The 23,759-nt window shown below is 40.0% G+C and carries 18 protein-coding genes; 5 read left to right on the top strand and 13 right to left on the bottom strand.

What is annotated here, in order from left to right; all coding sequences use genetic code 11:
- Window positions 1-28: 28 nt before the first annotated feature.
- From PVK70_RS01090 to PVK70_RS01035, 12 genes are all read right to left on the bottom strand, one after another.
- Window positions 29-1,867: a glycoside hydrolase family 13 protein gene (locus tag PVK70_RS01090; RefSeq protein ID WP_130046707.1), complete on the bottom strand. Its 1,839-nt coding sequence runs from the start codon at window positions 1,865-1,867 to the stop codon at window positions 29-31.
- 86 nt (window positions 1,868-1,953) lie between these two features.
- Window positions 1,954-3,927, bottom strand: a complete 1,974-nt coding sequence (locus PVK70_RS01085) for an amylo-alpha-1,6-glucosidase (protein ID WP_130046706.1) — start codon at window positions 3,925-3,927, stop codon at window positions 1,954-1,956.
- Between the two features lie 85 nt (window positions 3,928-4,012).
- The gene (locus PVK70_RS01080) at window positions 4,013-4,636 is read right to left on the bottom strand and encodes a hypothetical protein (RefSeq protein WP_165367107.1); all 624 of its coding nucleotides are present in this window, start codon (window positions 4,634-4,636) and stop codon (window positions 4,013-4,015) included.
- Between the two features lie 91 nt (window positions 4,637-4,727).
- Window positions 4,728-5,864: an ABC transporter ATP-binding protein gene (locus tag PVK70_RS01075; protein ID WP_130046705.1), complete on the bottom strand. Its 1,137-nt coding sequence runs from the start codon at window positions 5,862-5,864 to the stop codon at window positions 4,728-4,730.
- Window positions 5,864-6,778: a sugar ABC transporter permease gene (locus PVK70_RS01070; protein WP_130046704.1), complete on the bottom strand. Its 915-nt coding sequence runs from the start codon at window positions 6,776-6,778 to the stop codon at window positions 5,864-5,866. Before PVK70_RS01070 ends, PVK70_RS01075 begins: the two co-directional genes overlap by 1 nt.
- Entirely contained in the window at window positions 6,778-8,076 is a 1,299-nt protein-coding gene (locus tag PVK70_RS01065; protein WP_130046703.1) for an ABC transporter permease subunit, read from the bottom strand. Before PVK70_RS01065 ends, PVK70_RS01070 begins: the two co-directional genes overlap by 1 nt.
- A gap of 112 nt (window positions 8,077-8,188) precedes the next feature.
- Window positions 8,189-9,322 (bottom strand): sugar ABC transporter substrate-binding protein, encoded by a 1,134-nt coding sequence (locus PVK70_RS01060; RefSeq protein ID WP_130046702.1) that lies wholly within the window; start codon window positions 9,320-9,322, stop codon window positions 8,189-8,191.
- A gap of 734 nt (window positions 9,323-10,056) precedes the next feature.
- Window positions 10,057-11,613 carry a hypothetical protein gene (locus tag PVK70_RS01055; protein ID WP_130046701.1) on the bottom strand — a complete coding sequence of 519 codons (1,557 nt, stop codon included), beginning with the start codon at window positions 11,611-11,613 and terminating at the stop codon, window positions 10,057-10,059.
- A 122-nt stretch (window positions 11,614-11,735) separates the two neighbouring features.
- A complete protein-coding gene (locus PVK70_RS01050) occupies window positions 11,736-13,808 on the bottom strand; it encodes a hypothetical protein (RefSeq protein WP_130046700.1) in 2,073 nt (690 codons plus the stop codon).
- 568 nt (window positions 13,809-14,376) lie between these two features.
- Entirely contained in the window at window positions 14,377-15,255 is an 879-nt protein-coding gene (locus tag PVK70_RS01045) for an NAD(P)-dependent oxidoreductase (protein WP_130046699.1), read from the bottom strand.
- A 125-nt stretch (window positions 15,256-15,380) separates the two neighbouring features.
- Window positions 15,381-15,908 carry a DUF3087 domain-containing protein gene (locus PVK70_RS01040; RefSeq protein ID WP_130046698.1) on the bottom strand — a complete coding sequence of 176 codons (528 nt, stop codon included), beginning with the start codon at window positions 15,906-15,908 and terminating at the stop codon, window positions 15,381-15,383.
- Between the two features lie 196 nt (window positions 15,909-16,104).
- On the bottom strand, window positions 16,105-17,025 hold the full coding sequence (locus tag PVK70_RS01035; protein ID WP_130046697.1) for a permease: 921 nt from the start codon (window positions 17,023-17,025) through the stop codon (window positions 16,105-16,107).
- Window positions 17,026-17,131: 106 nt separating this feature from the next.
- Between PVK70_RS01035 and PVK70_RS01030 the strand changes: the two genes are divergently transcribed.
- From PVK70_RS01030 to PVK70_RS01010, 5 genes are all read left to right on the top strand, one after another.
- Complete coding sequence (locus PVK70_RS01030) at window positions 17,132-17,425, top strand: ArsR/SmtB family transcription factor (protein WP_130046696.1); 294 nt, start codon at window positions 17,132-17,134, stop codon at window positions 17,423-17,425.
- 12 nt (window positions 17,426-17,437) lie between these two features.
- Entirely contained in the window at window positions 17,438-17,911 is a 474-nt protein-coding gene (locus PVK70_RS01025) for a methylated-DNA--[protein]-cysteine S-methyltransferase (protein WP_130046695.1), read from the top strand.
- A 50-nt stretch (window positions 17,912-17,961) separates the two neighbouring features.
- Window positions 17,962-19,008 (top strand): ion channel, encoded by a 1,047-nt coding sequence (locus PVK70_RS01020; protein WP_130046694.1) that lies wholly within the window; start codon window positions 17,962-17,964, stop codon window positions 19,006-19,008.
- 91 nt (window positions 19,009-19,099) lie between these two features.
- Window positions 19,100-19,765, top strand: a complete 666-nt coding sequence (locus PVK70_RS01015) for a response regulator transcription factor (RefSeq protein ID WP_130046693.1) — start codon at window positions 19,100-19,102, stop codon at window positions 19,763-19,765.
- A gap of 17 nt (window positions 19,766-19,782) precedes the next feature.
- Complete coding sequence (locus PVK70_RS01010; protein ID WP_130046692.1) at window positions 19,783-21,171, top strand: histidine kinase sensor domain-containing protein; 1,389 nt, start codon at window positions 19,783-19,785, stop codon at window positions 21,169-21,171.
- Window positions 21,172-21,299: 128 nt separating this feature from the next.
- Here the strand turns inward: PVK70_RS01010 and PVK70_RS01005 are convergent, their stop codons facing one another.
- On the bottom strand, window positions 21,300-23,753 hold the full coding sequence (locus PVK70_RS01005; RefSeq protein WP_130046691.1) for a molybdopterin guanine dinucleotide-containing S/N-oxide reductase: 2,454 nt from the start codon (window positions 23,751-23,753) through the stop codon (window positions 21,300-21,302).
- Between the last annotated feature and the right edge of the window lie 6 nt (window positions 23,754-23,759).

Raw genomic sequence — 23,759 nt, 5'->3', positions numbered from 1 at the left:
ATGTGGCTTACTATTTGATATCTAGCGATTACTTCTCGTTTTGATACATGGCGAAGCTAAAGGGTGTCAATGTTAACGTTTCTTCTAATTTGCAAGCAGTATCGTTATAAATATCAGTGACATTATGATTCGATAATACATCAGGTAGAGTGATATCAACCGTGTTGGCGCTGTTATTCATAACCACGGTAATGCACTCATCTTTTAAGACTTTTTGGTAGATAAGACATTGTTTTTCATCATCACTCATTAACCAATTAATGCGATGAGCACGCAGTGCCGGGTGCTGCTTACGTAATTTGATGATCTGCATAATATGGTGTTTCATGTCCATATCATGTTTGCTCTCATCCCAAATCATGCATTTACGATTTAATGGATCGGCGCCGCCATCTAAGCCTATTTCACTGCCATAATAAATACACGGTGTACCACTGTGGGTAAATTGGAATAAATAGGCCAGTTTCACCTTTTCTTTATTGCCATTACAACGGTGAAGAATACGAGCCGTATCATGGCTATCTAACAAGGAGAACGCCACTTCATTAACCGCAATCGGGTAGCTTGTGTTGACATCATTTACCGCATATTTGAACTGATTTGCATTGAGGTTGCCGTGAGCAAAAAATCCTATCATTGCATCGGATAATGGGTAATTCATTACGGCATCAAATTGATCTCCAGCAAGCCAGTTCATCGAGTCATGCCACGCTTCACCCAAAATATAGATCTCAGGCTTGATTGCTTTTAACTCATCACGGAAGCGTCGCCAGAAGCGTTGATCAACTTCGTTGGCGACATCTAAACGCCACGCATCGATATTGAAATTACGCACCCAGTAGCGACCAACTTCAAGTAAGTATTCCATCACTTCTGGGTTTTCGGTATTTAACTTTGGCATGTTTTGCGCAAAGGCAAAGGCGCGATAGTTGAGATACTCTTTGCTGTGCTGATCTTTTTTGGACTCGTCTATCAGTGGGAATTGCTCAACATAGAACCAATCAATGTATTTTGAGTATTTGCCGTGTTTGATGACATCTTGCCATTGAAGAGAATCGGCTCCAATATGATTGAATACGGCATCTAACATGACTTTCATGCCACGTTTATGAGCTTCTGTAATTAGCGTTCTTACCGTGTCCTCGTCACCAAAAGCAGGGTCAACGTTTAGATAATCAATGGTGTCGTATTTATGATTCGTTTTGCCTTCAGTAATTGGGGTGAAATATAAACCAGTAATACCAAGATCTTGCAAGTAATCCAGATGGTCAATGACGCCTTGTAAATCACCACCAAAGAAGCTGTTGGTTTTTGGATCTTCAGAGCCCCAAGGAAGTGCATTACTTGGTGAGATTGAGGGATCACCATTGGCAAAGCGTTCAGGAAATATTTGATACCAAACCGTCTCTTTTACCCACTGTGGCGGGCTAAATACATCAATAGGGTTCATGTATGGGAAGCAATAAAAATTGAGTAATTGGCTTAATACTGGGTCTGCATTATCGGTGATGGTGAAAATTTGTTTTTCAGTCACGAGCAATGTTTCGTCTTCTTTGCCTTCAAGAATAAAAGCATAACGAGCACGGAAAAATCGTGGCTGTGCTTCGCAGAACCAGTAATCAAACAATTCTGTTTCACACTCTTTTTCCATCACAAAGTTTTCGCCGCCACTCCAACCGATGGCATCTTCTGCATTTAGGTTGCCGCCGCCACCACCCGATGTCCAATCGTATGGGTCACCAATTCGTAATATGGCGTTATCGACTTCGCCCTTTGCTGTGCGAATGCGTAAATGAAGCGTTTCTTTATCATAAGTATAAGAATAACTTGAGTGAGATCTATGATAGATCGCTGCTTTTGTAATCATGATTAATACCATTTAATGAAAGTACCAACCCGAATAACTATCTGACGTAATAGTCATCCAGATTGGTATAATTTAAATATGAAATTCTATTTTTGGTGCGTTTGTTCGTAATATTTCACGACGCGTAATACTTCACTGACGCTCCACGCTTGAGCAAAACAACCACGAGATTGACTTGGTGCGTAACCATCATAGATTTCAGCCAATTGACCAATACAACCTTCATATAGGCCATCTTGGTTATGCTCAATAAACTGTTCAACAATACGAAGTAAGTCTTTATCCTGTGAGAACTGACGTAAGATCCCCATTAAGAATTGACCAATCATAAAGCCCCAAACTGTGCCCTGGTGGTAGGCCATGTCTCGATCAAAATGCGAGCCTGTACATACTGCTTTAAATTCAGGATCACTCATTGCTAGCGAGCGTAAACCCAAGGGTGAGTACAACTCTTTATAAATAGTAAGAATGACCGAACGTGCTCTTTCTTGACTTAATATTGGGAAAGGAAGGCCAACGGCATAAGCTTGATTTGGGCGGATTTGTTGGTTTACTTCCCCTTCTTTAATCCAATCATTTAAGTACCCAGCATCATTGTAAAACTCATCGTTAAAGGTGGTTTTTACTTGCTCTACAAGGGCTGGTAATTCCGGCATCGGCTTATTCAGTTTTTGATTAAAGAAATCAAGAATAGAGAGCGCATTAAACCAAAGGGCATTAATTTCTACTGCACAACCGTGTCGTGGGGTTGGTACGATATCGCCGTAACGAATGTCCATCCAAGTAAGTTGATCAAAACCGCTGCCGCCGCTGATCAAACCGTTATCAAGCATCTTAATCTCAAAGTCAGTACCGTTACGGTAATGCTGATAAATGTTGCTCATGCACTCGTATGCTTCATCACGGATAAACTCTAGATCGCCACTCGCTTGGTAATATTCATATAAGCTAACAATGAAGAGTAGCGATGCATCAATGGTGTTATACATTGGCTCAACCCCAGCTTCAGGGAAAAGATTCGGCAGTACACCGCGACGTTCGTAACGGATAAAGGTACGGAAGATCTGTCTTGCGTCTTCAAATTGATTGGTTGATAAATTACAACCCCATAAGGCAATCATGGTGTCACGGCCCCAATCGGCAAAGAATGGGTAGCCCGCAATGATGGATTTGGATTCTGTTGAGTCGCGATCTACCACAAACTGCTCACTGGCACGGACCAGTTGTTTTCCAAATAAGCTCTTTAGATTAGCGTGCTGGATGTACTCTTGTTGGCGCTTAATTTCTGCATTAATCATTTCATCGGCAGTCTGTGCTTCTAGAGAAATGGCGCGATCTTCTTGTGCTTCAAACACTATCGAGAACTGCTCGTGCGTTTCAGTCCCAACAAAAGCAATGGTATGAAGCGCTATTTGAGCATCTGTTGCAGGACGGCCATCGCGAGCATCATAAGAAAAGTACAGACCTGACTCATAACGAGGGGTATCCAATGCTGAATCAGCCCCATTGTGACGATAAGTAAGTGTTTGACCGTTACTGGTGATTTTGCCTTCTTGATGCGTAAATTCTTGTTGTCTTGATAGGTTCTGCCCTTTTGCACAGAAGTGATATTTTGGTGTTACATTCAAGGTAAATGCTTGCTTCAATGGGTTAAATATTTGATAGTTAACCGCAAGACGGTTTACCCCTTGAGCCATCACAATGGTTTTGGTGATTTCAATACCGCGGATACGATACGTAAACTCTGGAAGATGAGTTTGGGTAAAATTATCAAACAGTAGGGTTGAATCTACTGTGTCATAGGGATTGACATTGGCTTGTGAAGAAAGTGGGTAAGGTTCGCCACTCGCTAACGTAATACGGTCATCCAAATGACGAACAAAATTAAAGCGATTGTTTGGTGCAACAAGGCTTGCCATAAACAACGCATGATCACTTCGACTGCAAGAGCCTGCAAGGGTAAGAGAAGAATAACCACCTAATCCATTCGTTAGCAGGTAGTTCGATTCTTCAAGGCGATCCATATCGCGAAAATTTGCTTTAGAAAGAGAGATTTTCATGTGAACCTTACAATTAAATATCAAATGTTATCCCGTGTTTATTTTATTCACACTATAGGTGTTAAATTAACGAGGGAGTTTATAGTTAGCTTTTAATTTCGTTATAAACGAGTAACAGTTTTTGCACTTCGCCTTGGGTATAAGCGAGATCTTGGCTCTTTTCGTATCCCCACAGCGACGTAATTTGGACGTCATCTTTCGTCGGTGTTACTTTGAATGCCGCAATGCGTTCTTGCTCATTATCAGAAATGAAAAACAGATAAGGCTGAGGCTGTGTAAGCAGCGCGTTGTATTGAGAAGGAGTGGTATACACGGCATTCACGGCTTTGACATTTTTTGTGCCATAAAAGCGCTGGGCTTCAGCTAATACAGGTAATGCCATTTCTTGCAGTTGTTCGTAACTGCTTTCTACATGAAACGAGCCACAATCATTTGGGATCTGATCACGCAGTGCTTTGTATTGGGTATTAATGGTTTCTAACGGCAGGCTTAAATAGTTATTTTCAAACTGTTGTGCAGAAGCAAATAGCTCATCATTATTCACACATTGTTTAAAATTTTGCTGCTGCTCAGTAAAGGTTGAGTAGTCAAACGATGGCTTAGGCAGGCTGCTGTAAGCAATGATAAAGCCGGTAATGAAAATAACGACAGCGACAGCAATATGAAGCATATAGTCGTGAATGCGTTGAAGTTGGCCGCGAAAATTCAAAATGTGACTCCTTTCTTTACGGTGTAAATAGGCTCTATAAGGCATGGTTTATTGCCCTCAATGAAGTGAGGGCAATAAAGGTGGCTGTGTTCTATTTCTTAAACTCAGCCGATTTGATTGAGTACTTGATGGACTCTTCCGTCTCAGTATCAAAGAAATGCAGCTTAGTATTGTCGATAACTAAAGTGATTTTCTCGTCGATATCAACGTCTGGTTCGCCGGTGCCCAATGTACCTACAAACATGTTCATTGGTGCGGCATTAAAGAACACGTTAATTGCATCGCCTAAGTATTCGCTGTTAAGTGCGGTGACTTCAAAGCAACAATCAGGGAATGCATCGCGGTATTTTTTTCCAGAACGAATGGCACTAGAGCGCGCGCCTAACGTCACTGATTTTCCGTTGTAGCCTGCATCGTTTAGGATCTGTTGGTCACTTTCATTCAAGGTAATCGTGAAAGAGTGACACATGAATTGGCCACCTTCGTAGGTTCCTTCAATAAGGTTCATTGATGGCATGCCCATGAAAGTTGCTACAAAACAGTTTTTAGGGTTAGTAAATAGCTCTTTTGGTGAACCAATTTGTTGAACTTCACCCATCGACATTAGTACGATGCGATCAGCCATGGTCATCGCTTCAACTTGGTCATGGGTTACGTAAATGGTGATTGCGCCCTTAGCTCTGTGCATGCGAGAAATCTCAGTACGTGTTGTAGTACGTAATTTCGCATCCAAGTTACTTAACGGCTCATCCATTAGATACAATTTAGGTGTACGAACCATGGCACGGCCTAAAGCCACACGTTGACGCTGTCCACCTGACAGCTCTTTTGGCTTACGCTCTAGGTACTCTTTTAAAAATAAATCGTCAGAAATATTATCAACCGAGTTTTTGATGTCATCACTTGGGTAATTACGTAATTTTAGGCCGTAACCAATGTTGTCACGTACCGACATGTGTGGGTACAGCGCATAGCTTTGGAATACCATCGCGATATCACGATCTTTTGAACTAACATCGTTTACCACTTCACCATCGATGATGAATTCGCCATCAGTAATGTCTTCTAAGCCAGCAATCATGCGTAGCGTCGTGGATTTACCACAGCCCGATGGGCCGACAAGAACAATGAATTCCCCGTCTTCAATATCGAGATTGAAATCACGTACCGAACAGGTATCAGAATTAGGGTATTTTTTATTGATGTTTCTTAATGAAATTTTGCTCATTAGCCTTTTACTCCACCAGACGTTAAGCCGCCCACGATATAATCTTGAAATTTATAGAAAACGATAACAGGCGGAATTGCTGCTAAGACCGCGCCTGCTGCGAATACGTTGTAGCTTGATTCTTTGATATTATTGATAAGACCCATAAGGCCAACTGCCAGCGTTTTCGCTTCTGAATCCATACTTGCAATCAGGAACTTAGGCATGATGATGTCGCCAATTGGACCTAAGAAACAGAAGATAGCGATAACCATGATCATCGGCTTAACTAATGGCAGCAGTATTTCTTTGAAGATCTGCATTTGAGTTGCACCATCAATTTTTGCTGATTCATCTAATGCACGAGGAATCGAATCGTAATAGCCTTTCATTAAAATCGTATTCATTGTGATGCCACCTGTGGTGTAGATAAGGATCATAAAGATATACGTATAAAGTGTGGCGTTGGCTGAGCTGTAAATACCGATAGAGTTCGCAATCGCATACAGAGCAATTAAGCCACTGCCTGATGGGATGATTTGAATGATCAATAATGACATTAATGCACTCTTACGAGATTGGTAACGATAACGAGAGTAAACAAACCCCGAAATTGTTACGATAAACGTAGAAAGGATCATAGTGATTATCGACACTAAGAAGGTATTTCGGTACCAGCTTAAATAAGGCGTATCATTAAAAAGTTGAACAAAGTTCTCCGTTAAACTGAAATTTTCAGGGAAGAACGACGTAGAGTACAGTGAGTTACTTACGTTAAACGCACTCATTAATGTCACTAATATCGGGTATAGAATGATCACTGACATTGAAATTAGAAACGCGTAACTAAAGATAACGCCCATGTTTTTAGTGATAACGTGACGGTTTAAACGTTTCTTTTTAATTTGGCGTTCTAAAGGAATTGCTCTGTCCATTACATAACTTCCTCATTTTTAAAGGCACCCGCTTTTAGCCATGAATACAAGACCACGGCACCAACAACAGTACTGGTGATTAAGGTGTATACTGCCGCTTCGTTGTATTTCGCATCCATCATTAATCGGAAGCCTAGAGATGAAATCGTATCGAGCGGTTTGTAGATAGACCCTACGGTTTGAACCGTTGCTTCACCCAACATGTATACGATGGTGACGTTGTTAAAGTTGAAGGTAAATTGGGTAATAAATACCGGAGCAACACTTATCAATATCAGGGGTAGAGTGATGTCGAAGAAGTTGGTCCATGCGTTGCCACCATCAATTGCACTGGCTTCATATAAGTCATCAGGAATGGTTTGTAATACACCCGTTACCAAGATAAATACGTAAGGGAAGCCTAACCACGCTTGAATTAAGATGATGGTGATTTTGGCGTAATCTGCATTTAGGAAGAAGCCAATTGCTGTGCTTACGTCGTATTCGTTACCAGTGAAGAATGGGATAACCATGGTGTTCATGCCGCCAACTTTTGAGAAGAACAGTTGGAAAACAAGAATGGTTAAGAAAGCAGGAACAGCCCAAGGTAAGATGTACACAGTTCGGAAGAACTTCTTCCCTCTGATGTGTTTATTGTTTGCTACAACCGCAAGAACGGTACCTAGAACAATAGTCAGGGCGGAAGCACAGAAGGTCCAAGTTAGTGTCCATGACAACGTTTCTTGGAATGCAGCAGCAGTACGCTCATTAGTAAACAAACGTTCAAAGTTGGTAAAGCCTTTCCATTCAATAAGAAATGCAGGTGGTAAAACAGGGCGTTTGAAGTTAGTAAAAGCAACAACGATAGAAACAATCGCTGGTAATAAAGCAAAAACAAACAGCAATATGAATTTAGGTGCAGTAATTAGATTCGGTACGATTTCGTGTGATAATCCGCGTACTTTTTCTGTAAAGGTAATCGTAAAACCAGATTCATCTATTTGTCGTTTTACGTCTTTTGCATCGCGAGCAAAGGCGTAGTGCAATGCGAAAAAAACTAAGATCATCATTGCGCCAACGGTTGAACCCACCATGATAAGAAAAGAATCATCCACAAAGCGCTCTGCACCAATAGTGATTTTTCCATTCGGTTGTTCGACGGCTAATAGACGGAAATTAGGAAGGGTGAATTGAATAAAAACCAATATCTCTAAAGCCAATATAGAGAACCCAAATAAAGCCTCTCGCATTCGACGTAGTGCAAGATGTCCACTACCAGGAATCAGCATAGAGAGCCAGAATACAAACTGTTGACTCATGTAAATAACCTACTTATTTATTCGTGTTGTGTAGATATGTCATGTCTTTGTATTACACGATGCCGAATATTCTCGACATCGTGCAGATAGATTGAAATCGAAGGAAAGGGGATTACATGTCTTCGATATCAATTTCGATAGTATCAACGGCTGCATCTAGTACCGCTTTTACATCTTGACCTTGTGCGATTTGAGCAAGACCCGTTTTCATTGGTCCCCACACTTTCATGAACTCTGGGATGCTTGGCATAGGTTGGCCGATGTTTGTCGCATCAAAGATGGCTTTATGTAGAGAGCCTTCTTTGTAATTAACCGATAGGCTAGGTGAGACTTCACGTGTGTCTGAATACCATTTGTTTGCATTCTCAGGCGTTGCTAGGAATTCAATAAAGGCACGAGCACCTTCTTTGTTGTCACTGTAGCCGTTAACGGTCATCCCTTTTGTACCTGTTAGGGCTTTATATGGGTGGCTGCCATCCCAACTTGGGATAGGTGCTGCACCAACATTAACGCCCGCTTTTTCGATATCAGCAATTGCCCATGGACCGTTGATAATGGCTTTTACTTTTCCTTCCATGAAGTATTTCATCATGATGTCATAAGCAACGGTGTCATCTTGCATTAGGGTCCAGTGACTCTCGCCACTTTTATATAACCCTTGAGCAGCTAAACCCGCTTTGATTGCATCAGGTGTATTTAAGCCGATGTCTTGAGGGTTATTGTCTTTGAAGATATAACCACCGTTAGACATAAATAGCCCGCCAGTGAAGTAAAAATCGGTAAATTTAGCAGCCCACTCTGATGGCGGGATTTCTTTCAGTGTTTTTGGTGCTTCTTTTATCATGTCTTTGTTATACAGAAATAACGTTGTATCTGTAGACATTGGTAGCATGTAGGTTTGACCATTGTAGATTGATGCATTGGTAGCGGCATCGGTATAACCATTAACGGTAAAGTTGGTTGGAGCAATTAAATGTTGATCCGCTAACTCACCGATTCGGTCATTTGGGATCATGAAAATATCAGCAATGTTGCCTTTTTGAGTGGGTAGCGCTGCCAGTAAATCAAACATGCTTGTTGCTGCTACTTCAACCTTAAAGTCTTTACCTTTATTGAACTGCTCTGCCAGTTCTGTGAAGTAAGGGACATAGCTTTTTTCAACGCCAATAACGATGTTTTCTGCAGCCATTGCAGTGTTACTTAGTAATAGGGCAGCTGAAACGGCAAGCGATAATTTCTTAATCATTTTATTGCTCCTGAATAGGGGTAGAGGTTTAAACCGATAAAATCACGTTGGTATATAATTTAATGGTATCAACAGCTTATATTTAGTATTAAGCGGTCTCTCTAGAGTGCTTCCTGCGATACATGTTTGCCTGTTTATAAGGCTAACGTCATTGAAATAATCATAGGTCTTTGGTGGTATACGGTGAAATGCTATTTATCTTAGGTAGCCATAGATAAAATGCATATCACATAGATAAATGTTATCTACCGCAACGATATCTAAGGTATTCATGGTCTTTGATAAGTGAAAAACGTGAAGGCAATAACAGTCTGTAGGACGAGATGAAAAAAAGAGAAAAATGGGTAGGGTAAACAAAAGTAATCTTGGATCACAAGATCAGGTTAGCTCAGACAAGGTAACTAAAATTTACTGATAAGAAGAAAGTAGACTATGAAGATGACCTATTCTTTTTGAGAAAGGAGCTTAAATTGCTTAAAGGTAGGCACACTAGGATTAAAAACAGTAAAGTTCGTTAAAGATGATGATGAAATTAAAATGCAGTCGGCTAATGCTATATGAATGAGAAGGGAGGTAATAGGATGTTTGGCTAGAAAAGTAAAAGGACCTGAAATTCAGATCCTTTTATTCGAAATTAATTTTTTGTAGTAGCCTTAGAACGTAAATTTTTCATTTTTTTCATTTTTTTCATTTTCTCTAAGAAAACTCTTTGTTCTTCTGACATAATCTAGCTCCTAGCTATCAACTTGTGTATCAATATTACCACACTCATCTTTTAAAGCCAATGCAATCAAATGGTACTCTACGATTCTACTCAAAGAAACAAGCAAAGGAGAGGTAAGATGAAAGAAATTATTGAATTTATCATCATCTCCTGAGAACAAATCCGCTTTGTCTCTATAAATATTAAGCACTCCATTAATATTCGCAGGTTTTAGATGTTCTGCAGTATATCTCTTTGTGGATAGAGGAAGCGCAACAATGGATTTTCCTTTGTAATCTTGTTTAAAGTATTTAATTGCTTCTTCAATAAGCGGTTTTGGTAATTGGGCATCGTTTAAATGCTTTGTCGACTTTTCAGTGTCAGGTATAAATTGAGGCTGACAAGTTGCAACAGCTAATGGCGCACCGAGCATATTATAAACAGTTGACTTTTCAGTATCATCTACATAAACAGGCAGAACTAGGTTATTGACCTCCTCATCATGCTTAAAGTCTTTAACCTTTCTAATATTACTACCCTCTTCCGGCATTGCCTTCAAAAGGCTGTCATCTTGATTATTAACTTTGACGCTGTAGTTCTTATGTAATGATAATTGATATGATGGTTTTGCGTCGATATTTAGAAAGAAACGTTTCTCATATTCTTCACCACCAAAAAGTACTTTTTGTTCTTTATCGTCGGCTTTTATCATCAGATTAGCTCTATAAGTCACACTGGACGATGGGCCGACAACGGCGCAATCATAGTTTGCGGCTAATCGTGCAAAAGCAATTACACTAGCTCTAATATATTGCTTTTGTAATGAGATTAATTGTTCCCAATCTTCCAATGTCCTATTCTCATTGTCTACATAATTACTAGTTAACTCTAAAACTAATTCAGAAGAAAAATCCTCAAGAATATCCGCATAAGTTGAAAGCTTAGAGGCAAAATCACCTGGGGGCATCAGTCTCATAAACTCTTGAAGCTTATCAACCCTTTCAGACTGAGCTTTCTCTAATTTATCCGATCTAGCAATATCATCATTAAGCTCTTTCTGTTTAAGCTTAGTACTAACAAGGCCATGTTTTACAAAAAGAAATAGTAGGCATAAGAAAAAGAATAGACAATACTCTATGCCAAACTTTGCTACCCCTATTTCATCTTTAATTGGTGCAAGCCACCCCAAGATAGATGATGATGTAACAGATGTATAAATACCAATTAGCAACGAGCTTATTGTCAGAATTTGAATTAATACCGAATTACCGATGATCCGGCTATCAAAAACACTTACTGCTCTTTTACTTAAGAAGTAAAAACCTATTAGAGAAGCAATCAATAATAGAATGGAGAGTACAAAATACAGCCAATTCACGTTAAGAAAAGAGCTAAAACTATGGTAATTATATGCTGTTTGAAACTCTGCTAGCTTAACCGTTGGCCCATATGTTGCGTATTCGCCAATTTTTGTTGATAGCAAATAAAACGAGAGTCCTAGCAGGACATACATTACAAAATTTGATGTAGATAAAACCAAATCTCGTTTTAGCGCAGCAAAAAGACTTTCGTCTTGGATGTCTTCCATTTTCAATCACACCATTTGAAAATGGCACTATAGCAACTAGTTCATAAGAGCAAAAGATTAATTACATCCTCGCTCTTGATTTTAGGTTATTGATTTAATAGTCAATATAAAGGAAGGTAAGTTTATAATGATTGATGTAATTCATTCAGTTCAGTTATAACTAAATAGAGGGGAGTACCGCTATTTACGCCATTGATACCCTTTTTTATTAACCCTAACTGCTCCCAAATCGAATAATGCGCCTCTATCCCATTTTCTTTCATGTATTCCAAGCAACCTTTCACGCGATTTACACTCCCTTGCTCGTGAGAGACAAGAGATGACAGTGCGGGTTGATCTGCTTTAATCATTTCTGAATAAACCCATTGAACGTACTCTTGCGCTTTCTTTGAAAAGTTAATCAGTAGCGCATGAGTATTCTTTTGATATGCTTCAATTTGCTTTCTCTTTGGATCCCTACGATGTGTTTGCATTGATTTTAAATTGAATGCTTTATCAAGATCTGGTTTATATCTAAATTCAGAATGCCACCCCTTAGATAAGCTCGGGTACTCACGATCCCAGTATGCTTTTTGAGTATTATTCATGACTCGACGATAAAGCGATTCTAAATGCTCTGCACTTTCAATAAACCCATACTTTCTAGCATCACGAACAATGCGTTTTTCTTTCATATCTAACATACCGGTATCTGCCACCACATCATTAAACCCCTCTTCCAATTCCTTTACAAAGAGGTTCATTTCATTGATGTGGTTTTGCATTGATCGCTGATTAGTCGAATTAATGTTATCTCTTTCAGCTTGAAGCAATGAAAGTTTATTCTTAACTTTCGATTCCACTCTTACAAAGAAGGCTAGAAACGGGTCAGAATGATAATCAACAGAACGGGTATAAATATTTTGGATGCGATCTTGAAGAATAAGTACATCCTTTTCACGTTCAGAGGTTTGAATGGCGCTAAGTAAGTTGCGAATGGTTTTGCGGTACCCTCTAATGTCCGTAGCCACTTCTTTTCGTCTTAACCGAGTTACGCGCTCAGTTTTAGCTTTTGCTACCTTAGATTTAACTATATCCGCATATTTATAGAGTTGGTGTTGATACTTTTTGGTCTTACATGTGGAGATCGCTATATCAACAATGGATAAACAGTCAGTTTCATCACTTTCAAATTTAAATGTAAGGTCCTTATACACAAGGTGACGCAGAGTTCGATACAGATCACTTAGATTCTTACGCTCACTAAGTGTTTTTGCTTTTATTGCCCCCTTGAATGACGTTGAGGTTTGAATTGAAAATGGAAGTCGGTTTTTAGGCTCAAGATTTAATGAATTGATGTCCACCAACGCTTGTCGCTTTTCCACCACAATATCTGATGTTATCTCATCAAAATATGCAAACGGATAAAGAACATCAAATGTAATTCGTTTGTGATTGTTCATATCGTCTAATGCCTCATCAGACAATATGAATACATTACACTCAACACGAGAAAGAATATCAGGGCAAATACCTTCCCTTGAAGAAGCTGAACCATAAAGGATCATATTCATTGTCGTTGCATTAAGCTCCTCGCAATTGGGAGCAAACAACCAAATCAGATTAATTCCCTCCTCTCTAAAGAACCTTTCACGTTGATAAACAACTTCAGGGTTCATCCACCACCTTATCAGTTCAATAACAAATACATTCCCGTTAAGGTCTTCAAAAGCAATATCGGGCCTTCTTCGAGAATCAACCGCAGGATCTTTAGAGAAAATAAACTTTTCGACGTTTACGTTTTTAAAGTCACCAATATTTCTAATATGTTCAGCAAGAAAATGCTTGGTTTTAAAGTGCCATTGCCCCTCCGCTTTATGGATATCCCCAGGGCCAAAGAATGATTCTGTTCCTGTATAGAAAGAACACATTTTCATACGATCTATATCAGGAGCTTTACTTGATATATGTCGAAAATGAGCCTCAGTGGTGGCATTACGAGCAATAAAGTTCACAGGGCAGTGACAAGTACCACATTTGGCATAAACCATACCTTCGACTGATTGAGTGGCGATATGACTCTTTAATATTGACTGAGCAATTTCTTCATCATGAGTTTCTGAACTCATGTATTCAATCAAGAAACTGGCCAACACGGGCATTTCAAAGTCCGCAACATCTAATTCCCACAGGTTATGCTTTTCAATCGTATTCAAATTAACATTTCCTTTACTGTTATATCTGATAAGGAATCAGAAACCGTATTCTCTTTAGGTATTTATAGGGTATTGCACCTATCCTGAGAAGTTTGTTACATGACAATTTAGACTTAACTCTCTTGAGGGAGTCAATTATATAGCAACCAACTGAGCTACACGTTAATTAACTTGATTACTACATGGTGTTTATGCAAATTAAATGTTTATACGTGTCAATATGAACGAAAAGCGATGAATTTGTACGACTAAGATCTACCCTGCATTTTTCGTCTTTTGTGGCGCTGCATATCGTTCCAAATGTAAGTGTCTTTGAACGCAATAGAGATAATGGTAATTGGCATTAACCTCTATAGTGGTTAACTGATTTTTTACGGGGAGGGGGAGTTGGTGATGGAAATAAAACTTTATTGGAGCTTACTTGTAGCAAATCAATGCTTAAAGGATCACAAGATCAGGTTAGCTCATGACAAAAAGATAAAAATAAGGGGAGATTAAGTGGCGGACTTACAATAAAAAAGGGTGATAATTATCTTCACCCTTTACGTTATTATGGTTTTCTATGAGGTTATACTTTTGCTTTAACCGCTTTGATTAGTACAGACGTATCCATTCGACCTAACCCTTGTTCTTGCAGGTTTTTGTATTCTTGATCGACTTCTTCAGTTAATGGCAGTTTAATACCATGAGCTTTTGCTTCATCTAAGCAAATACCTAAATCTTTTCTCATCCAATCAATGGCAAAACCGAAATCGAATTTATCTTGTGCCATGGTACTTGCACGATTTTCCATTTGCCATGAACCCGCCGCGCCATGCTTTAGCGTATCAACCACCAGATCGATATCTAGATTGGCTTTTTCAGCAAGAATAAGCGCTTCACTTAGGCCTTTTAATACACCAGCGATACAGATCTGGTTTGCCATTTTACAGCGTTGGCCTTGGCCATTTTCACCAAGAAGAGTAATGGCTTTAGCAAAGCTTTGAATCACAGGCTTTGCTGTATTGAACGCGTCTTCGTTACCGCCACACATCACGGTTAATACACCGTTTTCTGCACCGGCTTGACCACCAGAGACAGGCGCATCAATAAATTGGTTACCTTGTGCTTCACACGCTTTCGCCAGTTCAACCGCTAGAGTGGCTGATGTGGTGGTGTTATCAACTAAAATAGCGCCTGGTTTTAGGCCTGCAAGTACGCCATCATCACCATAAATTACACTGCGAACATCGTCATCATTACCCACACAAACAAAAACGATGTCTGAGCCTTCTGATGCTTCACGAGGAGTAGCGGCGGACTGACCTTGGTATTCCGCAGCCCATTGCTTTGCTTTTTCTTCAGTGCGGTTATATACCGTGGTTGAAAAGCCTGCATTTTTTAAATGGCGGGCCATTGGGTAGCCCATTACGCCCAAACCAATGAAGCTAACGTTAGTGATTTCCATGTCATTCCTTATTATGTGCTGTTGTTATTACCGATTAAAACACAGCTCGTAACAATTTGACATAGGTCAATATTGAGATTATTTGTAATCTTGTTATGAAATTAATTAATGATGCGTTGTGTTTGTTACTGATATTTATTTAGCAAGTCGACAGTAAAATCATCAAGATCAAGCGTAAAGTTCATTTCTGTTGCTTGTTCATATACTTCATTTAAGCTTTTTTGAACTGCTGTAATGGTAAGGGTGTTGTTATCCAAGGTGAAGACTTGTTGTTGAGTCGTGTAGTAGAAAGCGAGGATCAACAGTGAATCGTGATCATTTCTTGTCGCTTTTTCTTTAATCTTTGCTAGCTTACGATAGATACGATTATGGACTTGTTTTAATTTCCATACGTACATTATCTCATCAAAATAGGGATGGCTTTTGACTTTATTCATGATAAAAGAGCTTGCTATGACCGCTAAGATAACACCAAGAACATTTAGATGAAAATTGCCAGTAGAACCTGATTCAGTAATGCCTTCTGAGCCAAATAACGCAATAAGAATCGAACCAAATAAAATGGCTAATACGGCAAGGCAGCCAACAAAACCTACCATGACCAAGTTAGTTTTTTTACGATACGTGTCTTTGTCTATAGTTAAGATCTTCATGGTATATCTTCTCGATTAAAGTAAGTAGAAGACGAAGTGTAGTGCAAAACGAAATGAAATTGGAATTAAGAAAGAGTAACCGTTAGTGTCATCAAAGTTTTATCAAGAAATAGATGATGTTAAAGACAAAAAGCCATATCAAATTGAGTGATATGGCTTTGTTAGTATTGCGTATTATTTTTAAGGTACTTAATCTTTAGAAGATAAATTGATACAAGAAGCCCGCACCAATTGCCATACCTAGAATTACTATTAAGAACGCTGCAATCATTTGATTCTTGAAGATAGATTTAAGCAAAATCACTTCGGTTAAACTTGCCCCTGCACTGCCAATAATTAATGCCATCACCGCGCCAAGACTCATGCCTTTTGCTGCTAGTGCTGCACTTAGTGGGATAACTGCTTCCGCTCGAATGTACAGTGGAATACCAATAACTGCAGCAACAGGGATCGCAAATGGGTTATTTTCACTTGCCACGCTAGCAACGAATTCTGTTGGCATAAAGCCATAAATCATTGAGCCAAGAGCAATACCACCAATTAAATAAGGCAATACTTTCTTAAAATCAGTCCAAGTACTGTTCCAAATTTTCATCCATTTACTTTGAGGTGCTTTTTTCGCAGCGCCACAGGTTGAACCACAACATTTTGGTTCAGGTGCGATATACGCGCTTTCTTTTACGTATTTTTCAAAGCCCAGTTTTTCTAACGTGTAGCCTGCAATAATTGATACACCCATTGCAATCGCAAAGTAGAACACCGTCACTTTAAGACCAAACGTTACCGCAAACAGACCAATAATGATTGGGTTTAATAGTGGACTTGCAAATAAGAACACCATCATGGTACCGAAACCGGCTTTAGCTCGTAGCAGACCTTTCAAAAAAGGAATGGTTGAGCATGAGCAAAACGGCGTAATTGCACCAAGCAAACCGGCAACAATATAGCCTCTGCCATTTTTTCCACTCAGAATACTTTGGATCTTTGCTGGTGGAATGTATTCCTGTAAGACACCAACAAGGTAGCTAATTAATAGGAATAGTACGGTTAATTCTGCCGCTAAAAAAGCGAACATGTTTAAGGTGTCCATCACCATATCTTGTGTAATTGTAAACATAATCTAATTCTCTATATTTCTGGAATAGTCGAAATATACTATTAAGGATTAGCGTGATCAAGTTATTTCTAGTATTATCGAAATATAAATTTAAAGAGGACGCATCATGGATATCGAGATTGTTGCTAAAGCATTGAAAGAATTAGGGCATCCCACCCGTTTAGCCATTTATAAAAGCGTAGTGAGAGCGGGATACCAAGGAATAGCCGTTGGCGGACTTCAAGAAAAATTGGATATTCCGGGTTCTACGCTGTCTCATCATGTATCAGGTTTGGCCTCTGCAGGGCTAATTTCGCAGCGTCGTGAGGGTCGCACCTTATTTTGTGTGGCTGAATATGAGAAGTTGACCTCAGTGATTGGTTTTTTACAAGACGAATGTTGTTTTGATGAAACCTGTTAATAGGAGAGTAATATGATGGCATATACAAGGTTTCAAACCCCATTAGGAATCATGACACTGCATGCCAGTGATTCGGGCTTACTTGGAGCCTGGTTTGAAACGCAAACAACACGACCAGATAACTTGGGCGAGTTGAGTGATTGTCATCCTATTCTAAATCAAGCAGTAGTCGAGCTTACAGAGTATTTCGCTGGTCAACGTCGTGATTTCACTGTTCCATTGGCCGCAAAAGGGACTGCATTTCAGCAGCAAGTGTGGCACGCTTTAATTACGATCCCTTACGGTGAAACCTGGTGCTATAAAGATCTTGCTATTGCGGTAGGTAACCCAAAGGCGTCTCAAGCCGTTGGTGGGGCTAATGGTAAAAATCCTATCTCTATTATCGTTCCTTGCCATCGTGTGATTGGTAAAAATGGTAGCTTAACGGGATACGCTGGTGGGGTTGATATCAAACAAGCATTATTAGAGTTAGAAGGTATACGTTAATTTTGTAGTACGTTACACTGCTCAGACTTATGGATAGGGAAGGAATAAGCATGCACGCACTATTAAGAGTCATTGCTAACGTAATTAATAAGCATTTTATGGCGATTAATATGTATACGCTAATGTTCCTTCTTATCAGTTACGTCGCGTTAAGTTGGCTAGGGTTAACTTTGGCTAATGAACCTCATTTAACCGATAACCTATCCAGTTTTTTTTACTATATCGTTACCACCAGTAGTACCGTAGGGTATGGTGATTTAAGCCCAACTACCGATCATGGTCGACTCTTTTCTGCCTTGTTTATTATTCCATGTGGTGTGGGACTATTTGCACTGTCTGTAGGTCGAATTGCGGTCTTCTTTACTGATTTTTGGCGTACAAACCGAAGAGGGAAACAAAATTTGAACTTAGAGAATCACATTATTGTTATTGGTATTAATAGTGCCAGAACCCCTCATTTGATTGAAATGCTAAAGCGTGAAGAGCAAGGCCGTCGTGAAGTTGTCGTGGTGTCTTGTGAATATGAAGAATCGCCATTTGGTGCTGACGTGCATTTTGTACGAGTGAATTCGTTTACCGATGCAACAGAGATGGAACGCTCAAACTTATCAAAAGCCAGCGCAGTGATTGTTGATACCGATTTGGATGATGCAACGTTAACCATTAGTTTGTTTGTCGCCGAGCAAAACAGCGATGCGCATTTAGTTGCTCACTTTGAAGACCCAATTAAGCGTGATTTATTGCATAAGTACTGCCCAAACTCTGAGTGTATTTCATCATTATCAACAGAATTAGTCGCAAAATCAGTGATGGATAAGGGCTCAAGCTTTATTCACTCTGAGTTAGTCAGTGCACATGAAGGGCAAACGCAGTATTCGATTAAAGTACCCAATGGTCTTAATGATTTTACGCTTGAATCTGTTTATTCGCCGTTTAAAAAGCAGTATGAAGCGACCATTATTGCGATTCAACAGAAAGAACAGGGCTGCAAAGTTAACCCAAGCTTGGAAACACAACTGACTTCTGGTGATGTGATTTATTACATTGCAGATGAACGTATTGTGGATTTAAATTGGCAGAAAACCATACTTAATTAAAGGTTATTGAGGGTTTTGTAAAAAGTTCTATTGCGCAAGGCTTTTCTCAAGATTAGAATGCGAACGATTTTCATTTAATTGGTGAGTAAACGTGTCCCGTATTTTAGTGGTTGATGACGACATTGCGTTATGCAATTTATTACAAGAAGTATTACAAGATGAAGGCTACGATGTCGATTGCGTGCATTGTGGCGAAAGTGCGCTAGAGTTTATTCAGACACATTCAGTTGATCTTGTGTTGCTTGATGTCATGTTACCAAAATTAGATGGCTATCAAGTGGCGAGACGTATTTGTCAGCGCTTTGCTACCCCTATTCTAATGCTTACTGCTTTAGGTGATGAAGCCTCTATGCTTGATGGCTTGCAGGCTGGTGCCGATCATTTTATCGCAAAACCTTTCAACGTCCCTGAATTATTGGTGCGTATTACGGCGATTTTACGTCGTGTCGGCTTAGAGCGTCAGCGCCAAAATTACGTGGGAGCAACGGAAGATCTCGCAGAGCAATTCTTACGCTTACCATTGACTGAAACAGAGTCAGAACTACTACAATATCTGATTAAGAATGCTGATGTAGTAGTGTCTAAATCTGATCTTCAAATTAATATCCTTAAAAAAGAGCTGTGCCCGTTTGATCGTAACCTAGATATGCACATCAGTAATATTCGCCGTAAATTACTTCAATCTGGTTTATCTAAACAACACATTAAAACCGTTCGTGGGCGTGGCTATAGCTTTATCAAAACGGTTAATAGCTGATAGATGGGTAAGGTTGAATGAAAATGTTTCGTTGGTTTGGTGCTTGTCCCTCTTTTGTAGGTAAGCATAAAAATGGATTAGCGTTTCGTTTATTTAGTGCATTTGCAGTCAGCTTGTTTTTGATCATATCGCTACAAAGCTTGGCTGAAATTGCCTTAATGAAATCAATGTTGCGTATTCCTGCATCTATCCAAACCAAGATGTTAGATTTGGCTGACCAAGCAAATGTGATGATTGAAGATGGGGACATGGATGAGTTAGCCGATTGGGCAAGAGCACAAGAGTATTATCTTTTTGTTCTTGATGAAAATAAACGCCCCATTACTCATCGTGATATGCATCCTCATTTTGAATTTAAACTGAAATATTTGCGTCCATTAGATACCCAATTAGATAATGAAGTGAATCGCCCGATTATTGGTATTCCATTAAAAGATGGTTTGACGATAGTGATTCAAATGCCATATCAGTACCATCCCGCAAAAGATTTCCCTCTTTATTTTGGGATTATAAAGTTCGTTATTTCAGGATTGATCCTAGGATTGTTCTCTTGGGTTATTGCTCACTATTTACAACAACCATTAGCTAAATTACGCGAAGTCAGTCATAAATTAGCGCAAGGTGATTTTGACGTTAAAGTGGGAGAAGAGATTGGACATTCGGTTCGAGAGTTTAGCGAGCTAGCTCATGACTTTGATAATATGACCCATGAGATCCACTCTTTAGCTGAAAAGCAGCAGAGACTGATCCGTGATGTTTCTCATGAATTACGAACGCCATTAGCACGACATAATTTGGCGTTGCATTTACTAAGAAAGAAAGTAGACAGCGAGCATCAACATTTATTGGATAGGTTAGAGAACGAATCCAATGAGATGAATGAATTAGTGGGTGAGATCTTAGAGTTTAGCCGGTTAGAAAACGCACGTTACTCTACAAAACTACAAGCGGTAATGTTAGAGAGTCACTGCAGTGCTCAAGTGGCTCAACGTCGCATCGATTTAAAGCCAAATCAACGCTTAGAAATGGCAGCAGTACAACCTATTCCTACGGTGATAGCAGATCCTCGTTTGGTGACTCGCGTTATCAGTAATTTGATTGGCAATGCAATTAAGTATGCTGGCGAAGCAGCGACGATTCAGGTACTAGTGATGCCATATATAGAGCAAGATAAAAAGTATGTTGCTGTTATCGTAGAAGATGATGGATTGGGTATTCCTGAACATCAGTTATCAGAGATTTTCTCACCTTTTACTCGCTTAGAGTCAGCTCGAGATAAGCAATCGGGCGGTTATGGTTTAGGGCTCGCAATTGTTAAAGAAGCCATGTCAGTAATGAAAGGAAAAGTGAAGGCTGAGAATAGAAAAGAGGGCGGTTTGAGGATCTCACTGCTGTTTCCTGTTTAGCTCTTACCTAGATTAGTATTATTTATAATTACTGCGATGGTTATAAGAAACATCGAAGTGAAGATAAAAATAAACCCGAGCACATTACATGCTCGGGTTTGTTATTTATGGGTCTGAACTAAATCATATTACCCATTCATTGGTGGCGTAAACGCCGTTAATGTTGGTGCAACACCCGTGTATTTTTCAATCTTTACTACACCTGAGTTACCGCAGTTACCATTACCTAAACGAGAGGTTGGAATATCCATCGTTAATACGTTTGGTCCGCCGTTTTTACACATGCCTGTTTTAGGATCTAAATCAGGCCATGCGCCTTCGTGGATACATACGCTGCCTTTTTTGATGCCATCAGAAACAAAAGCACCAACCAGAACTTGGCCACGTTGGTTATAAGCGCGAACTAAATCGCCATCTTTAATACCACGTGCTTTTGCATCTTCTGGGTGAATCGTAATCGGCTCACGGTTTTGTACCGCGTATTCTTTACGAAGATCCGCATAGTTAAATTGGCTGTGCAAACGGTGTGCTGAGTGCGATGTCATTAACTGTAGTTCGCCATCCGTGTAGTTAAACATCCACTCGGTTGGCTCCATCCATACTGGGTGTGGAGGACAATCATCCAGTTTGTAACTTTCGATAGTTTTAGAGAAAATCTCAATCTTACCACTTGGCGTGCCTAGTGGATTCATGATTGGATCTTTACGGAAGTCACCAAAGCGCACAAACTCAGCATTCTTTGCATTCCACTTCATTTCGATAAGCTTGTTCGCTTCCCAGAACTTAGAGAAATTCATCATAGGTACGCGTGCGTTACGACCGCCTTGTTGTGCTGTTTTATAGAAATCACGAAGCCATTCCATCTCCGTTTTATTTTCCATATACACATTTTTACCGCCAGGCTTTAGGTACTCTGCCATATCAGCGAATACATCAAGATCACTACGTGCTTCGTTTTGTGGCTCAACGACTTGCTTCATAGGAACAAGATGCTGGTTAGAGTAATCACCTGTCATCGTCATATCATTACGCTCAAATGACGTCGTAATTGGTAGAACGATATCCGCGTGTTTAGCTGCTGCAGTCCAGTACGGTTCTGAAATAACGATCATCTCAGGTTTTTGCCATGCTTTGATCAAACGGTTGGTATCTTGGTGATGGGTAAAGTTAGCACCGCCCGCCCACCAGATCATTTTCAGCTCTGGGAAAGTTAGCGTATGGCCATTGTGTTGGTATTCTGTTCCCGGTTTTTCTAAACATTCAACAATGCGAGCAACAGGGAAAGCGGTAACTGAGCCTTGAATAGCCCAATCATTACCACCTGCAGAGCTTCCACCTAGCGACGGAGACATTGCTGGTAGTACACCAGCATCACGTGTTGGGTTACCGCCATTTGAGTAGTGGTATGAATAACCAAAACCACCGCCAGGTAAGCCAACTTGGCCAAGCATTGAAGCTAAAACTGTCAGCATCCAGTGACGTTGTTCACCGTGTTGCTGACGCTGCATACCCCAACCAGCCATTAGCATGGTGCGGTTTTCTTTGAAGATCTTAGCCAGTAGTTCCATCTGTTTTGCAGGAACGCCACAGATAGCTTCAGCCCATTGTGGGGTTTTCTCAATGCCGTCTTCTTTACCCATCAAGTACGCTTCAAATTGCTCGAAGCCTACAGTGTATTTAGCAAGGAATTCAGTATCGTGTTGTTGTGTTTTAACCAATTGATGAGCAATACCCATCATCATCGCTACATCGGATTGTGGGTTAGGAGCGATCCATTCTGCTTTATCACCAAAGAATTCAGCGGTTTCTGAACGCATTGGGTCAATAATGATAACTGTTTTACCTGATTTCTTCAGTTGATGGAAGAATTCAAGACCTTGACCATCGGTTGAAGACCAAGCAATTTTTAAGGTGTTAATTGGGTTCAAGCCCCACAACACAACCACTTCACTGTTCTCTAAGATTACCGGGTAAGTCGTTTGTTGTTCATACACTTCGATAGAGCCAACCACGTGAGGCATGATAACTTGAGCAGCACCCGTTGAGTAATCACCTAGGTGACCAGCATAACCACCAGACATACTCATGTAACGTTGCAGTAATGTTTGAGCTTTATGTAATACGCCACTTGAGCGCCAACCGTAAGAGCCAGCAAAGATAGATTCAGGACCGTAAGTTTCACGAATGCGCATATGCTGTTCGTGAATTAGCTTATAAGCGTCATCCCATGATACTTGCACAAATTCATCGCTACCACGAACCCCTTGAGGGTTGCTTGGGTTTTCTAAATAGCCTTTACGAACCATTGGGTATTTAACACGAGCTTTGGTGTAAACCTGTGATGGACCCGTTTGTTGCAAGCTGTTTGGTACGGTTTGCGCTAGGCCACTTTTGGTTGAAATAAGTTGACCATCTTTGACTTCACAAAGTAATGGACCCATACGACCAGCGGTTAGAATTAATGAATCTGTACGACCAAGTGTAGAGGCGTTTACAGATAACGGAGCGATAGACGTGATCGCTAATGCACCAGCAGATGCACCTGCGCCTTTTAAAAAGCCGCGACGAGTAATAGTAGTCATAGTCAC

This window comes from Aliivibrio sp. A6 (assembly GCF_028765505.1).
Classification (GTDB): domain Bacteria; phylum Pseudomonadota; class Gammaproteobacteria; order Enterobacterales; family Vibrionaceae; genus Aliivibrio; species Aliivibrio finisterrensis_A.
This window is presented reverse-complemented; position numbering and strand designations above follow the sequence as displayed.

What these genes read in the sequence shown, in the direction of transcription:
- PVK70_RS01025 (WP_130046695.1), top strand. Translation starts at nt 17,438, where the DNA reads ATGATGGCATATACAAGGTTTCAAACCCCATTAGGAATCATGACACTG.
- PVK70_RS01030 (WP_130046696.1), top strand. Translation starts at nt 17,132, where the DNA reads ATGGATATCGAGATTGTTGCTAAAGCATTGAAAGAATTAGGGCATCCC.
- PVK70_RS01060 (WP_130046702.1), bottom strand. Translation starts at nt 9,322, where the DNA reads ATGATTAAGAAATTATCGCTTGCCGTTTCAGCTGCCCTATTACTAAGT.
- PVK70_RS01020 (WP_130046694.1), top strand. Translation starts at nt 17,962, where the DNA reads ATGCACGCACTATTAAGAGTCATTGCTAACGTAATTAATAAGCATTTT.
- PVK70_RS01090 (WP_130046707.1), bottom strand. Translation starts at nt 1,867, where the DNA reads ATGATTACAAAAGCAGCGATCTATCATAGATCTCACTCAAGTTATTCT.
- PVK70_RS01040 (WP_130046698.1), bottom strand. Translation starts at nt 15,908, where the DNA reads ATGAAGATCTTAACTATAGACAAAGACACGTATCGTAAAAAAACTAAC.
- PVK70_RS01010 (WP_130046692.1), top strand. Translation starts at nt 19,783, where the DNA reads ATGAAAATGTTTCGTTGGTTTGGTGCTTGTCCCTCTTTTGTAGGTAAG.
- PVK70_RS01065 (WP_130046703.1), bottom strand. Translation starts at nt 8,076, where the DNA reads ATGAGTCAACAGTTTGTATTCTGGCTCTCTATGCTGATTCCTGGTAGT.
- PVK70_RS01045 (WP_130046699.1), bottom strand. Translation starts at nt 15,255, where the DNA reads ATGGAAATCACTAACGTTAGCTTCATTGGTTTGGGCGTAATGGGCTAC.
- PVK70_RS01005 (WP_130046691.1), bottom strand. Translation starts at nt 23,753, where the DNA reads ATGACTACTATTACTCGTCGCGGCTTTTTAAAAGGCGCAGGTGCATCT.
- PVK70_RS01035 (WP_130046697.1), bottom strand. Translation starts at nt 17,025, where the DNA reads ATGTTTACAATTACACAAGATATGGTGATGGACACCTTAAACATGTTC.
- PVK70_RS01075 (WP_130046705.1), bottom strand. Translation starts at nt 5,864, where the DNA reads ATGAGCAAAATTTCATTAAGAAACATCAATAAAAAATACCCTAATTCT.
- PVK70_RS01070 (WP_130046704.1), bottom strand. Translation starts at nt 6,778, where the DNA reads ATGGACAGAGCAATTCCTTTAGAACGCCAAATTAAAAAGAAACGTTTA.
- PVK70_RS01085 (WP_130046706.1), bottom strand. Translation starts at nt 3,927, where the DNA reads ATGAAAATCTCTCTTTCTAAAGCAAATTTTCGCGATATGGATCGCCTT.
- PVK70_RS01055 (WP_130046701.1), bottom strand. Translation starts at nt 11,613, where the DNA reads ATGGAAGACATCCAAGACGAAAGTCTTTTTGCTGCGCTAAAACGAGAT.